Origin of the sequence: Sphingomonas kyeonggiensis, from assembly GCF_030812785.1 — a bacterium.
GTDB classification, from domain to species: Bacteria; Pseudomonadota; Alphaproteobacteria; order Sphingomonadales; family Sphingomonadaceae; genus Sphingomonas; species Sphingomonas kyeonggiensis_B.
In genome coordinates, this window is record NZ_JAUSTJ010000001.1 from 1041559 (window position 1) to 1054884 (window position 13326).

The following is a 13326-nucleotide window of genomic DNA, read 5'->3' on the forward strand; positions in this document are numbered from 1 at the left end:
TAAGCCGTAACAAATAGTGCATGACACTATATTGGTGCGATCCTTGATTGACGCGGAACTATAGTTGATGGAACCCAGTGCCATCGCAGTCGCCTGCGAAGCTTGGGGGAAATTGTCATGCATCTGACGCACAAGGAAGGCGAGCTCTCCGCGCGCCCGTTGAAGTTCCTCGAGACCGACACGCTGGTGGTGCGCTGGATCGCGCAAGCGGCGGTGAATGTCGAGCTGTTCACCATCCCGCTCTACATGACCTCGCTCTACTCGATCACCGGCATGCACCTCATCACCAGCCAGGGGAACAGCTTCTACAAGGGGCGGCAGTGGCCGGGCGCCAAGACCAGCGCCTTCACCGACTACAAGCCGGGCAAGAAGGGCTGGGGCAACAAGAAGGCGTTCAACATCGTCTTCTCGGTGTTCATCCAGGAGATGCTCCACCTGCAGATGGCGGCGAACCTCGCCACCTCGATCGGTGCCGTGCCCAGCTTCACCGCCACCGCGCTGCAGAGCGGCGACCATGGCTGGACCTGTTTCGGTCCCAAGCTCACCGCGATCCCCGGCATCGTCGACCTGACCGACACCAACCGGTTCAAGGACGTGAAGGTCAATGTCGGCCCGCTCGACGAGGAGCGGATCAAGCTGTTCCTCGCCATCGAGCAGCCGCAGGAGACCGCCGAGCAGGACATCGTCCGCAACAAGGACCGCTATTTCCCCAAGGTGCCGTTCAAGTACGACACGGTGGCAGAGCTCGACGCCAACATCATGTTCGGGTCGATCGGCTATATGTACCAGTGCTACCGCGACTATCTGCTGATCCGCTACGAGGACGGCACGCGGCTTTGGGACCATGTGATGAACCCCGGCGGCCAGCAGAACGACCTGTTCAACAATTTCAGCTTTCCCGGCCATCCGATGCGCGAGTTCATGGGCTTCGAGACCACGATCGCGCTGACCGATCCGGAGATCGCGCTCCGCCAAGCGCTCAACATGATGAACGCGATCACCGACCAGGGCGAAGGCGCCACGCTCGGTGCGCGCTATGACGAGAAGGGGCATCGGCTCGACGACGGGAAGGCCAAGCTCGTCCAGGGCGACGTGAACCCGAGCTATTGCCCGAACCGCGATGCGCTGGCGTCGGACTATCCGAGCTATTCGATGGAGGGGAAGCTGGTCCCCTCGGCCGATGCCGCGGCGCGTTCCGACAATGACGGCGTCGACCATTATACCCGTTTCCGCGAGATCGAGGACATCCGGGGCAGCGGCGGGCTCGAGACCTGGGACCAGTCGCCCAAGATCGGCAAATGGGCGGCATCGGACCTGACTACCGAGGGCTATGACCCCAACGACAATCCCTATGGCCTGCCGGCGCCCGAGGCGATCGCCAATGCGCTCAACGCGCTCAAGAATGGCGGCGATGCGGCGGCCAATTTCCAGAAGATGAGCCAGGCGGTGTGCGGCGCGATCAAGGGCGTCACCACCGTGCTCGACGATTACTGGAACCCGGCCGGCGCTGCCGTGTCCTTCCCCTTCCCGTCGATGGCCGGATCGGGCGACCGCATGTCGACCGCCTGGGCGGTGTTCGGCGCGACGCCCGACCTGTCGGTCGGCGTCGGCGAGCCGGACAAGTACATCGTCAACCATGCCTGCCAGGGCCTCGACGTCGAGGAGACCGGCGGGAAATGGGGCGCGAACAGCTGCGCCGAGACGTCGATCTACCATACCTGCCGCGGCTCGAACCTGTGCAAGGGCCAGGGCGGCTGCGGCTTCGTCCAGCTGACCAGCGGCGGCGGCAGCTGCGGCGGGGCGAGCAGCGGGTGCGGGGCGGCATCCTCCAAGACCTCGAACGCGCCCAAGGCGAGCCCGGTGGCGAGCGGCAGCTGCGGCACGCCGACCACGATCAAGGGCGGCGGCTGCTCTGCGGTGACCTTGCGCAGCTTCGGCGGGCTCTGTGGCACGCCGACCCCTTCGCCCACCCCGACCCCGACCCCGAGCGGGCCGATGTACACCGCGCCGAGCGACAATATCTGCGGCGGCTTCGGCGGCTGCGCGGTGCCGATCTCGGCGATGCAGCTCTATCCCAAGGCGGGCACGATGGAGGTGTGGGCCCTGGTCGGCAGCTCGAAGCCGGTGCTGTGCGGCACCCCCAAGCCGACGCCGTCGCCCTCGGGCTGCGGTGCGCCAAAGGCGAATGCCGACAAGAACCTCTGCGGCACGCCATCCCCTTCGCCGACGCCTTCCCCCTCAGGCTGCGGCGCGCCTTCCTCGAAGAAGATCGCCACGATCGACTTCAAGGAAGGCGATAAGGTCGAGGACATCGCCTTCCAGGCATTCGCCAAGGTGGTGGCCTTCAAGGTCAACGGCGATCCGGACAAGCCCGTCGAAGGGCTGGTCCAGCAGGCGCCGAACGACCTGCGCCTTGCCTATCCGCCCTCGACCTAGGGACTGGCAAGGTGACCCCGCAGCCCCGGCTCGGCCTGCCCAACCCCGGCGACGGGTTGGGGCTGCGCGAGGAGCATTTCCCGCACCTCATGTCGACGCCCCCGGAAGCCTGGGGCGTCGACTGGTTCGAGGCGGTCACCGAGAACCTGCTCGACAATCAGGGCTGGGGCATGCGGGTGTTCGAGCATGTCGCGGCGCACCGGCCGGTGGTGCTGCACGGCGTGTCGCTGTCGATCGGCAGCACCGCGCCGCTCGACCTAGCCTATCTCGGCAAGCTGCGCGACCTGGCCGAGCGCTTCCGGCCGCTCTGGGTCTCGGACCATCTCTGCTGGACCGGGGTGCAGGGGGTGAACAGCCACGACCTGCTGCCGCTGCCGCTGACCGAGGCGGCGCTGACCCATGTCGCGCAGCGGGTGCGCGCGGTGCAGGATTTCCTCGGCCGGCCGCTGATCGTCGAGAATCCCAGCACCTATCTCCAGTTCCGCGCCAGCCAGATGCCCGAGGCCGAGTTCCTCGCCCGGCTCTGCGACCTGACCGGCTGCGGGCTGTTGCTCGACGTCAACAACGTCCATGTCTCGAGCTTCAACCATGCGCTCGACCCGCTGGCCTATCTCGAGGCGATCCCGGCCGAGCATGTCGTGCAGGTCCATCTCGCCGGGCCGAGCGATCACGGCACCCATTTGATCGACACGCATGACGCGCCGGTGCCCGATGCGGTGTGGCCGCTCTATGCCCGGGTCTGGGAGCGCTGCGGACCGGTGGCGACGATGGTCGAATGGGATGCGAGCATCCCGGCCTTCGAGGTGGTCGCAGCCGAGCTGGGCAAGGCACGCCGGGTGCGCGAGGGGCTGCCGCTTGCCGCCTGACCTCGCCGCGCTGCAGGACTGGATGCAGGAAGCGATCCTGGCGGCCTCCGGTGCGGATGCGCGCGACTTCGTGCACGGCGACAACCGCCTCACCGCCGAGGACCGTATCCACATCTATGCGAGAGGCTATCGCCAGCGCCTGCTCGAATGCCTGGAGAGCGAATATCCGCTGCTCGCGGCGCTTGCCGGGCCGACCGCCTTCGGGCTGTTCGCCCAGGGCTATATCGCCGCGCGGCCGTCGCACAGCTACACGCTCTACGACTTTGGCGCGGACTTTGCCGCCTGGCTCGACGCCGCCCGGCCTTCGGGGAGCGCGCAGGCAGTCGAGGCGATCCCCGCTGCGCTGGCACGGATCGAGCGGACCAAGGCCGAGGTCCACCGTGCCCGCGGGATCGAGCGCGACATGCCTGCCTGGCCGGGGATCGACCCGGCGATCGCCGAGCTGCTTGCGCTGGCCGGCGGGCGGCGCTGGTACCGGCCCGACAGCTGCCGCCTGCTCGCGCTGCCCTTCGATTTCAGCGAGATGCTCGCCAGCGGCGGACCCGTGCCACCTAGGCCCGAGCCGATGCTGCTCGCGGTGGCGCGGGCGAACTACCGCGTCGCCTGCCTCCCGCTCGAGCCCTGGCACTATGACTGGCTGGCGGTGCTGCCCGAGGATCCCGCCCGGGCGATGGCGCTGCCCGAGGACGAGCGGATCGCCGCATGGCTGCCCTTTGCCACCGCGCACGGGCTGGTGGTGGCGGCCGGGTAGAGGCTTCCTACACGACGTCGCCGCGAATCACGCGGAAGTTCACAAAGTTCGCGACCTCAACGGATTTCCGCCGAGGGGGACTTTCGCAATTTCGTTGCCGGGCGCGGCGCTGCACGCGTCCTATCTTTCCTACGGGTCAAAGAGCGGCCGGGCAGCAGGCCCGGCCGAGCGAGCAGGCCATGCGAAATCCTACATTGCAAGGGCAGCCCTCGGGGAGGCGGCGCCGATGCAATTCCTCCCTCGGAGCGCAGCTCCGGGGGAGGGGGACCGCCGCCGAAGGCGGTGGTGGAGGGGGGATAGAAGGGTGCGCCCCTCAGCATCATGAGTCACCGCTCGCGGAGAGGCCCCCTCCACCACGCGCTTGCGCGCGCGGTCCCCCTCCCCCGCTTCGCGAGGGAGGATTGGAGACCTTACAGCCGATGCTCGCCCTTCACCCAGCGCACCGTGCCGGAGTGCGCGCGCATCACCACGCTCTCGGTGGTCATCTTGGTGGCGAAGCGCTTGACGCCTTCGAGCAGCGAGCCGTCCGTAACACCCGTGGCGGCGAAGATGCAGTCGCCCTTGGCCAGCTCGGTCAGGTCGTAGATCTTGTCCAGATCCTCGATGCCCCATTTCCGCGCGCGCTGGCGCTCGTCGTCGTTGCGGAAGACGAGGCGGCCCTTGAACTGGCCGCCGACGCAGCGGAGCGCCGCGCAGGCGAGCACGCCCTCGGGCGCGCCGCCCTGGCCCATATAGACGTCGATCGTCGTTTCGGGATCGGTGGTGGCGATCACGCCGGCCACGTCGCCGTCGCCGATCAGCACCACGCCGCAGCCGATGTCGCGCAGCTCGGCGATCAGCTTCTCGTGGCGCGGGCGATCGAGCACGCAGGCGATGATCTCGTGCGGCTCGACGCCCTTGGCAGCTGCGATCGCCTTTACGTTCTCGGTCGGCGACCGAGCGAGGTCGATCACGCCTTCGGGATAGCCCGGGCCGACCGCGATCTTGTCCATGTACACGTCCGGCGCGTTGAGCAGGCCGCCCTTCTCGGCGACGGCGAGCACCGCCAGCGCATTGGGGCCGGCCTTGGCGCAGATGGTGGTGCCTTCGAGCGGATCGAGCGCGATGTCGATCGCCGGGCCCTTGCCCTGCGCCGCGCCGACCTTCTCGCCGATGAACAGCATCGGGGCCTCGTCGCGCTCGCCCTCGCCGATCACCACCGTGCCGTCGAGATAGAGCTTGTTGAGCGCGTCGCGCATCGCCTCGACCGCGGCGGCATCGGCCGCCTTCTCGTCGCCGCGCCCGACCAGGGTGGAAGCAGCGATCGCCGCCGCTTCGGTCACCCGCACCATTTCGAGGACGAGGACACGGTCAAGGGCGTGGCTGGGCTGAGTCATGGGATACCCCGGTGGTTGGACTTGCGGCGGCGATTAGGCAGCACCGTGGCGCTTGTCGATGCCGCTAACGTTGTCAGGGCGGCGCTGCTCCCAATTCCGCCACAACATGCCGCTATCGCAACGAAACCGGGGGCGGAGGGATGTGCAAATGCTGCTTTTCGCCTTGCTCCTGCTCGGCCAGGACGATGCCCCGCCACGCGAGATGACGCCGGCCGCGGTGCTGGAGATGCACCGCGAGCGCTGGTCGGCCAATCCGAAATGCCGGCGTGCGCGCGACGAGAGCGAGATCGTCGTCTGCTCGCGGCGCGACGCGGACAAATATCGCGTGCCGCTGGTGACGAGCTATAGCGGGCCCGACACCGATCAGGGGCGGCTGGACCGCGTGTTCGACGGTGCCGATGGCCATTTGCCGTGCGGCCAGGGCGCCTTCACGGTGCGGTGCGGCTCCGTCGGGGTGGGCGTCACAGTCAGCGCGCGGGGCGTGCGGACGAGCCGGAGGGAATTGGCGCCCTGAAGGGAAACCGGCGGCGAGCCGTGCGTTGAGCACGGCGAACCTGTTTTCCGGAGACCTGCCCGATGCTGCTGCTCGTTGCCCTCACCTTGTCCAGCGCAATGCCCGCGATCGACCCGCAGCGCCGCAGGGCCAAGGCACGGGTGACCCGCGTTACGCGCATTCCGATGCGTGCGCGGCCGCTGACGGCGATCCCGATCGTGAAGGCCGATCCCAGCCAGCGCTACCGCCTGCCGCTGGCCAGCAGCGAGATCGCCGATGCCAAGGGCGATGCGGTGAAGAGCGCCGGCATGGCCTGCGGCACCACCGGCGCGCCGGTCTGCCCGCACAAGGGGCGGCAGGTGCTGAAGGCGAGCCTGGACGATTGAATTTCTCCCTCTCCCCATCGGGGAGAGGGAGAATGGGGCTCACCCCAGGATATGCATCCACATCGGCTCGCCGGTCAGGCTGGCCGAGCCGCGCAGCTTGTCCAGCGCCTGCGCCACCGCGCGCTCCGGGCCTTCGTGCGTGACGATCGCCACCAGCACGCTGCCGTCCGGATTGGCGCCGCGCTGCATCAGGCTCTCGATCGAGACGCCGGCGTCGCGCATCGCCGCCGCGATCTCGGCGAGCACGCCGACCTTGTCCGCCACGGTGAAGCGCACATAGGCGCGGCCGGTCCGCTCGCCGGCATCGGCGGCGCCCGGCTGGGCGAGCGCGGCGGCCGGCATGGCATAGGGCGGGCCGAATTCGCCGCGGGCGATGTCGATCAGGTCGGCGACCACGGCGCTCGCGGTCGGGCCGTCGCCGGCGCCGGCGCCCTGGAACAGCAGCCGGCCGACGAAATTGCCCTCGGCGACGACGGCGTTGGTCGATCCGGTGACATGGGCGAGCGGGTGGCTGAGCGGCACGAGATGCGGGTGGACGCGCTGGAACAGGCCATGGCCATTGGCCTCGGCCAGGCCGAGCAGGCGGATGCGATAGCCGAGCGACGCGGCCTCGGCGATGTCGGCGGCGAGCACGTGGCGCACGCCGGTGATCGCGACCTGGTCGAAGGCCGGCTGGGTGCCGAAGGCGAGGCTGGCGAGGATCGACAGCTTGTGCGCGGCATCGACGCCGTCGATGTCGAAGCTGGGATCGGCCTCGGCATAGCCCAGGCGCTGCGCCTCGGCGAGGATCTCGGCGAAGTCGCGCCCTTCCGCTTCCATCTTGGACAGGATGAAATTGCAGGTGCCGTTGAGGATGCCATAGACCCGGGCGATCTCGTTGGCGGCGGCGCCTTCGCGCAGCCCCTTGATCACCGGCACGCCGCCGGCGACCGCGGCTTCGAACTTGAGCGCGAGGCCCGCGCTCTCGGCGGCATTGGCCAGCTCGAGCCCGTGATGCGCGATCATCGCCTTGTTGGCAGTGACGAAGCTCTTGCCGCCGGCGAGCGCGGCGCGGGCGAGGGTGAGCGCCGGGCCGTCCGAGCCGCCGACCAGCTCGACGACCACGTCGGCTTTGGGGTGGCGGGCCAGCTCGGTGGTGTCGTCGACCCAGTCGAAGCGGGTGATGTCGACGCCGCGATCCTTGGCGCGGTCGCGGGCAGAGACGGCGACCACTTCGATCGGCCGGCCGGCACGGCGGGCGATCAGCTCGCCATTCGCGTCGATCAGGCGAATGACGCCCGCGCCGACGGTGCCAAGGCCTGCAAGTGCGATACGAAGCGGTTCGGTCACGATATCCCCCGAAGAATGGAACCGCTCACCCCTAACCCCAGCTTTCGGGGGAGGGGAAGAAGCTTTTCTTCACCGGGATGACACGGGGACCTGGATGGTGACCGAGCAGCCGTCTTGGCAGGGACCCAGCCACTGGGAGTCGACGGCGAGAAGGGCGAAGGAGAGCAGGGGGCGATGAGCGAGAGGCGCCACTTGCGCAGCACCAGCGCGGTCAGCTGGGCCGCCAGGATTCCGGTGAGCACCCAGCCGATCGCTTCATGCAGCGTCGCGCCGTGCATCCAGGACTGCGAAAGGATGAAGGCGACCGGCAGCGACAATATGCCGATGCCGATCGCCAGCCATTTCCACATTACTTCTTGATCAGTCCGATCTCGACCAGCCGCTCGAACAGATAGTCGTGCGCGGTGATCGGGGTCGGATAGCGGTTGGGGTTCTCGTCCGTGATCGTCGACGGCAGCGTCTCGATCAGGAAGTCGGGCGCCGGATGCAGGAAGAAGGGCATCGAATAGCGCGGGGTGCCGCGGCGCTCGACCGGGGGGTTGACCACGCGGTGGGTGGTCGAGGGGAGATAGTGGTTGGTCAGCCGCTGCAGCATGTCGCCGACATTGACCACCATCGCGCCTTCGGGCGGCTTGACCGGCAGCCAGCGGCCGTCCTTGTCGAGCAGCTCGAGCCCGGCTTCCTCGGCGCCGAGCAGCAGGGTGATCAGGTTGATGTCCTCATGCGCACCGGCACGGACTTCGGGGGCATCGGCGGCGACCGGCGGATAATGGAGCAGGCGGAGGACCGAATTGCCGTCCTTCACCGCGCGGTCGAACCAGTGGGGCTCCAGCCCGAGATAGAGCGCGATCGCCGAGAGCAGCCGGTCGCCGGCATCGTCCAGCGCCTGGAACAGTTCGAGGAAGGTCTCCTTGAAGCCCTCCGGCGCATGCGGCCAGATGTTCGGCGCCATCTGCGCCTCGAAGCGGTGGCCCTTGGCCAGCTCGCGGCCGATATGCCAGAATTCCTTCAGGTCGACATGCGTCGCGCCCTTGGCGATCTCGGTCTTGAACGGAGTCAGGCCGCGCGCGCCGCCGCCGCCGGGAATGTGGTACTGGCGCTTCTCTTCCTCGCTCAGCGCGAAGAATTCCTTGGTCTTGGCCCAGGCGCGGTCGATCAGCTCCTGCGGCACGCCGTGATCGGCGACCATCGCGAAGCCGAAGCGGCGGAACGACTGGCCGAACTTCTGGGCGAACCCCTGCGGGTCGTTCGCCTGCTCGGCCATCGAGACGAGAGGCACCTCGTCGAGAACAGTTGCCATAGTACGAGTCTCCTTGCCGGCCAGTTAGACCCGTGGGGGCTGGCGCGACAAGGGGCGCGGGCGCCCGCATCCATTCCAGTTCCCCGGCGAAAGCCGGGGCCCAGGGTCACAAGCGAGTCGGCAGAGAAACCCTGGGCTCCGGCTTTCGCCGGAGAACAGCTCGGCTTTGGTAGCGGGAACCTAGCTCCCGACGATCTCCATCTTCCCGCTGGTCTTCTCCCCGCCATCGGCCGAAAGATCGAGGGTGAAGCGCTCGCCGTCCTCGGTGGTGCCGGCGAAGCCGTTGCCCTTTTCGCTGAACTTGAAGCCCTTGGCGGTCAGCTTGTCGCGGAACCAGCGCTGCACGGTCGCGAGCGCGGCGGGGCTGGTGAAGGCGGCGACGACCTTGCCTTCGTCCTTCGCCTCGCCCGGGTGATCCTTGGCGTCGATGTTGAAGCTGGTGATCGTCGAGTTGGGATAGAGCTTCACCCCGTCCATGTCGAAATTCTCGGCGGTCATCTTGATCGCGGGCAGCTTGAAATTGCCCTTGAAGCCATCGCCATCGTCCGAGGTCGCGTTGATCGAGATCGAGGTGCCGCCCTTGCCGTCACAGGCAGCGAGCGCGAGGGGAAGGACCAGCAGCAGGGGCAGGTGACGCATCATTCACTCTCCGGCAGTGTGTCATTTAGGCAATACACTAACGCAAGCGCATGGGCTGCGCAACAATGGCGCTGGCTTTGGGGGTGACGTAGCGGCCGCGATGCGCCATTTGCGCCGGCATGGAAGAGCCGCACCTTACCGCAGACTCGCAGAACAAGGCGCCGCTCGCGTTCGGCGAGTTCGTCAGCCTGATCGCCGCGATGATGGCGCTGACCGCGCTCGGCATCGATTCGATGCTTCCAGCGCTACCGGCGATCGGCGCGAGCCTGGGCGTCGACGAGCCCAATCACCGCCAGTATGTGATCACCGCCTTCCTGATCGGCTTCGCCTTCGCCCAGCTGATCTATGGCCCGCTCTCGGACCGGTTCGGCCGGCGCCCGGTGCTGGCGATCGCGCTGACTTCCTATGTGGTGACCAGCGTGGTGGCGGCGGCCTCGGGCAGCTTCACCCTGTTGCTGATCGCCCGCGCGGCGATGGGCGCCTCGGCGGCGGGCGCGCGCGTCGTCTCGGTGGCGCTGGTGCGCGATTGTTTCGCCGGGCGTTCGATGGCGCGGGTGATGAGCCTGGCCTTCATCGTCTTCATGGCCGCGCCGATCGTCGCGCCCAGCCTGGGCCAGCTGATCCTCTATGTGGGTTCCTGGCGGCTGATCTTCTGGGCGATCGGCGGCGTCGCGACGCTGGTGGTGCTGTGGTTCTGGCTGCGCATGCCCGAGACGCTGGGGCAGGAGGCGAGGCTGTCGCTCAACCCGGTGCGGGTGATCGGCGACTATGCCCTGATGCTCCGCGACCGCCAGGCGGTGGGCTATACGATCGGCATCATGCTGCTGTCGGGCGGCATGTTCGGCTTCATCGGGTCGGTGCAGCAGGTGATGGAGGATGTGTTCCACGCGCCCGAGCTGCTCGCGGTGGTCTTCCCCTGCGTCGCCTCGACCATGGCGCTTGGCTCGTTCCTCAACTCGCGGCTGGTGATGAAGGTCGGCATGCGCCGGATCTCGCATACCGCGCTGATGGGCATGATCGTCTTTGCCGCGATCCACCTCGCCATTGCCTGGACCGATCTCGAATCGATCTGGAGCTTCACCATCCTCCAGGCGCTGATGATGGGCTGCGTGGGCCTGTCCACCTCCAACTTCTCGGCGATGGCGATGGAGAAGATGGGCGAGATCGCCGGCACCGCCTCGAGCCTGCAGGGCTTCGTCACCACGCTCGGCTCGGCGCTGATCGGCGCGGCGATCGGCCAGGCATTCGACGGCACCACCGTGCCGCTCTATGCCGGATTCCTGCTTATGGGCCTCATCGCTTTCGTGGTAGTGCTGGTCACCGAGCGCGGACGGATGTTCCGGCCCAGCTGAGGGAACGCGCGGGGCATCCCCGCCGTTCGCACTTTCGGAAAGCTCCGCCGTCGTGGCGGGTGCAAGGCGCGAGGTAGATGATGGGTGGCTATCAGGTTCCCGGGCGTGGTCCGGGCGACGACGGTTTCGACGAGGAGGGCTATGACGAGAGCCAGCGCGCCGAGATCCTCGAGACGACCAATGACGGCCCGAGCGACGGCAACCTCCTGACCGACCTCGTGCCCGATTATGGCGATGACGACGATGACGATGCGGACGACCTCCGCATGGTCGACGACGAGATCGGCGAGGAGGATGACGACGCCGAGGAGGATGCGCGCGCCATATCCGAGGACGAGGTCCAGGAGGATTTCGACGAGGACGACCTCGAGGATGATGACGATCTCGACGATGCCGACGAGGATGCGCTCGAGCCCTGACCTCGCTACGTATTGACCTGCGCCACGGGGCGGCGGAACATGCCGTCCCATGGCCAGGGACCCCAGGATAGACAGCTATATCGAAGGCCGCGCCGAATTCGCGCGGCCTATCCTTTCATGGATCCGCGAACGCTTCCACGCCGCGGTGCCGGAGGTGGAGGAGACGATCAAATGGTCGCATCCCTTCTTCACGCTCGGCGGCAAGCCGCTGGCCAACATGGCGTCGTTCAAGGCGCATGCGAGCTTCGGCTTCTGGAACCGCCAGGACAATGAGACCGGCAAGGAAGGCGAGGCGATGGGCCAGTTCGGCCGGATCGAATCGCTGGACGACCTGCCGCCGGCCGAGGAAGTCGAGCGGCTGATCCGCGAGGCGGTGGTGCTGCTCGGCGAAGCGAAGCCGGCCCGTCCCCGCGCCGCGCCCAAGCCGGAGGCCGAAGTGCCGCCCGAGCTGACCGAGGCGCTTGCGGCGGACGATGCGGCAGCCGCCACCTTCAACGCCTTCCCGCCGGGCTGCCGGCGCGAATATTGCGAGTGGATCGCCGAGGCCAAGCGCCCCGAGACGAAGGCGAAGCGCGTGGCCGAAGCGGTGAGCTGGATGCGAGAGGGCAAGCGTCGGAACTGGAAATACGAGAATTGTTGACCGCTTCTCCCTCTCCCCGCTGGCGGGGGGGGGGAGAGCGGGGGAGAGGGGCGTGACGTAGCCGCGCCGCCCTGCGTCATCGATCAAGACACACTGCCCCTCTCCCCGATCCTCTCCCCCAAGGGGTAGAGGGAGAGCGCTTGCCATCCTCTTTCCTCTATGTGATGTCACAACATCATAACGAGGAGAAGTGCCATGGCCCGTGTCGTCCGTGCTCGTCGCATCCCCGATACCGCCCCGATCGGTGCGATCAACATCACTCCGTTGATCGACGTGATGCTGGTGCTGCTCGTCGTGATCATCATCGCCATTCCGATCGCAAGTCATGAAGTGCCGGTCGAGCTGCCCTCTGGCCCGAGCACCGTCACCGAACAACTGCCCCCGGCCGTCCTCGCCATCGACCGCCAGGGTGCGCTGACCTGGAACGGCGAGTCGGTGCCCGACGCCGCGCTGCCCGATCGGCTCGCAGCACTTCAGCAATCCGGCGCGACGCTCCATCTCCAGACCGATCCCGAGGCGCGCTACGAGCGGTTCGACGGCATCCTCGCCGTAGTGAAGCGCGCGGGCATCACCCGGCTTGGATTCGTCGGCAATCGTCCGCTGGAGGACTGACGGAACAGGCGCATCCGGCTAGACGTTCGTTTCGTTCCCGACGAACAAGGACCCCGGATGCGCCTGACCATCATCGCCCTGCTCGCCCTCGCTGCCTGCTCCAGCCAGCCGCCTGCGGCCAATACCAGCAACATCGTGCAGAGCGAGGAGACCAACATCACCGCCGACGCCTCGCCGGCGCCGCTCGACAAGGCGCCGATCGCCAAGGACAGCGAGGTCCGCTTCCGCTGCATGGACGGGGTGCGGATCGTGGCGCGCTTCGATGCGGACAAGGGGACGGCCACGCTCACCCGCGCCGGCCGGACGATCCGGCTGAAGCAGGAGCGCATGGCCTCGGGCATCCGCTATTCGGACGGGGGCACGGTCTTCCAGGGCAAGGGCGACGACATGTCGTTCGAAGCGTCCGGCCAGCCGCCGATCGCCTGCACGGCGATCCGCCGCTGAGTTTCGGCACCCCGGCCTAACCCCCGGCGAAGTTCCTCAGCACCGCGAGGTCGCCATCGCTGATATTGGCGCCGGTTGCGTCCTCGAGCGCGGCCGCCGCCTGGTGGCTTTCCTTGTCGCCGAAGCCGATGAAGGTGACGGCGGTGAAGATCACGCCGGCCGCCCAGAACAGGGCGGCCCAGCGGCTGCGGAAGATCCGGGAGGGGCGGCGCGGGATCATCGTGCCGGGATAAGCCGACACGATGAAGGCTGCGCTTCCGGACGTGGTTAAGCTAGAAGGCGC

General features: G+C 67.7%; 16 protein-coding genes. 10 read left to right on the plus strand and 6 right to left on the minus strand.

What is annotated here, in order from left to right:
* Window positions 1-117 precede the first annotated feature (117 nt).
* The 3 genes from J2W22_RS05185 to J2W22_RS05195 are packed head-to-tail and all read left to right on the plus strand — an operon-like array spanning window position 118 to window position 4053.
* Window positions 118-2436, plus strand: a complete 2319-nt coding sequence (locus J2W22_RS05185) for a ferritin-like domain-containing protein (protein ID WP_307117187.1) — start codon at window positions 118-120, stop codon at window positions 2434-2436.
* Between the two features lie 11 nt (window positions 2437-2447).
* Window positions 2448-3302 carry an MNIO family bufferin maturase gene (gene bufB, locus J2W22_RS05190; protein WP_307117188.1) on the plus strand — a complete coding sequence of 285 codons (855 nt, stop codon included), beginning with the start codon at window positions 2448-2450 and terminating at the stop codon, window positions 3300-3302.
* Window positions 3292-4053, plus strand: coding sequence for an HvfC/BufC N-terminal domain-containing protein (locus tag J2W22_RS05195; protein WP_307117189.1), 762 nt, complete (start codon window positions 3292-3294; stop codon window positions 4051-4053). The genes bufB and J2W22_RS05195 overlap by 11 nt, the downstream gene beginning before the upstream one ends.
* Before the next feature lie 410 nt (window positions 4054-4463).
* Here J2W22_RS05195 and glpX read toward each other — a convergent pair whose 3' ends face one another.
* Window positions 4464-5429 (minus strand): class II fructose-bisphosphatase, encoded by a 966-nt coding sequence (gene glpX / locus J2W22_RS05200; protein WP_307117190.1) that lies wholly within the window; start codon window positions 5427-5429, stop codon window positions 4464-4466.
* A gap of 148 nt (window positions 5430-5577) precedes the next feature.
* Between glpX and J2W22_RS05205 the strand changes: the two genes are divergently transcribed.
* Both J2W22_RS05205 and J2W22_RS05210 read left to right on the plus strand, forming a co-directional pair.
* Window positions 5578-5943, plus strand: coding sequence for a hypothetical protein (locus tag J2W22_RS05205; protein WP_307117191.1), 366 nt, complete (start codon window positions 5578-5580; stop codon window positions 5941-5943).
* 62 nt (window positions 5944-6005) lie between these two features.
* Window positions 6006-6308 (plus strand): hypothetical protein, encoded by a 303-nt coding sequence (locus tag J2W22_RS05210; RefSeq protein ID WP_307117192.1) that lies wholly within the window; start codon window positions 6006-6008, stop codon window positions 6306-6308.
* Window positions 6309-6347: 39 nt separating this feature from the next.
* Here the strand turns inward: J2W22_RS05210 and J2W22_RS05215 are convergent, their stop codons facing one another.
* From J2W22_RS05215 to J2W22_RS05230, 4 genes are all read right to left on the minus strand, one after another.
* Window positions 6348-7637, minus strand: a complete 1290-nt coding sequence (locus tag J2W22_RS05215) for a homoserine dehydrogenase (protein ID WP_307117193.1) — start codon at window positions 7635-7637, stop codon at window positions 6348-6350.
* On the minus strand, window positions 7634-7987 hold the full coding sequence (locus tag J2W22_RS05220; protein ID WP_307117194.1) for a hypothetical protein: 354 nt from the start codon (window positions 7985-7987) through the stop codon (window positions 7634-7636). The genes J2W22_RS05215 and J2W22_RS05220 overlap by 4 nt, the downstream gene beginning before the upstream one ends.
* Complete coding sequence (locus tag J2W22_RS05225; RefSeq protein ID WP_307117195.1) at window positions 7987-8937, minus strand: isopenicillin N synthase family dioxygenase; 951 nt, start codon at window positions 8935-8937, stop codon at window positions 7987-7989. Before J2W22_RS05225 ends, J2W22_RS05220 begins: the two co-directional genes overlap by 1 nt.
* A gap of 180 nt (window positions 8938-9117) precedes the next feature.
* Complete coding sequence (locus J2W22_RS05230; RefSeq protein ID WP_307117196.1) at window positions 9118-9576, minus strand: hypothetical protein; 459 nt, start codon at window positions 9574-9576, stop codon at window positions 9118-9120.
* A 119-nt stretch (window positions 9577-9695) separates the two neighbouring features.
* Here J2W22_RS05230 and J2W22_RS05235 point away from each other — a divergent pair, with 119 nt between their 5' ends.
* The 5 genes from J2W22_RS05235 (at window position 9696) to J2W22_RS05255 (ending at window position 13043) form a co-directional block, all read left to right on the plus strand.
* On the plus strand, window positions 9696-10928 hold the full coding sequence (locus tag J2W22_RS05235) for a multidrug effflux MFS transporter (RefSeq protein WP_307117197.1): 1233 nt from the start codon (window positions 9696-9698) through the stop codon (window positions 10926-10928).
* 80 nt (window positions 10929-11008) lie between these two features.
* Window positions 11009-11347, plus strand: coding sequence for a DNA primase (locus J2W22_RS05240; protein ID WP_307117992.1), 339 nt, complete (start codon window positions 11009-11011; stop codon window positions 11345-11347).
* Window positions 11348-11396: 49 nt separating this feature from the next.
* On the plus strand, window positions 11397-11987 hold the full coding sequence (locus J2W22_RS05245) for a YdeI/OmpD-associated family protein (RefSeq protein ID WP_307117198.1): 591 nt from the start codon (window positions 11397-11399) through the stop codon (window positions 11985-11987).
* Window positions 11988-12182: 195 nt separating this feature from the next.
* The gene (locus J2W22_RS05250) at window positions 12183-12599 is read left to right on the plus strand and encodes an ExbD/TolR family protein (protein WP_307117199.1); all 417 of its coding nucleotides are present in this window, start codon (window positions 12183-12185) and stop codon (window positions 12597-12599) included.
* 57 nt (window positions 12600-12656) lie between these two features.
* Entirely contained in the window at window positions 12657-13043 is a 387-nt protein-coding gene (locus J2W22_RS05255) for an MliC family protein (protein WP_307117200.1), read from the plus strand.
* A gap of 16 nt (window positions 13044-13059) precedes the next feature.
* On the opposite strand, the gene J2W22_RS05260 is transcribed toward J2W22_RS05255, so the two are convergent.
* Window positions 13060-13284, minus strand: a complete 225-nt coding sequence (locus J2W22_RS05260) for a hypothetical protein (RefSeq protein WP_307117201.1) — start codon at window positions 13282-13284, stop codon at window positions 13060-13062.
* Window positions 13285-13326: the final 42 nt, after the last annotated feature.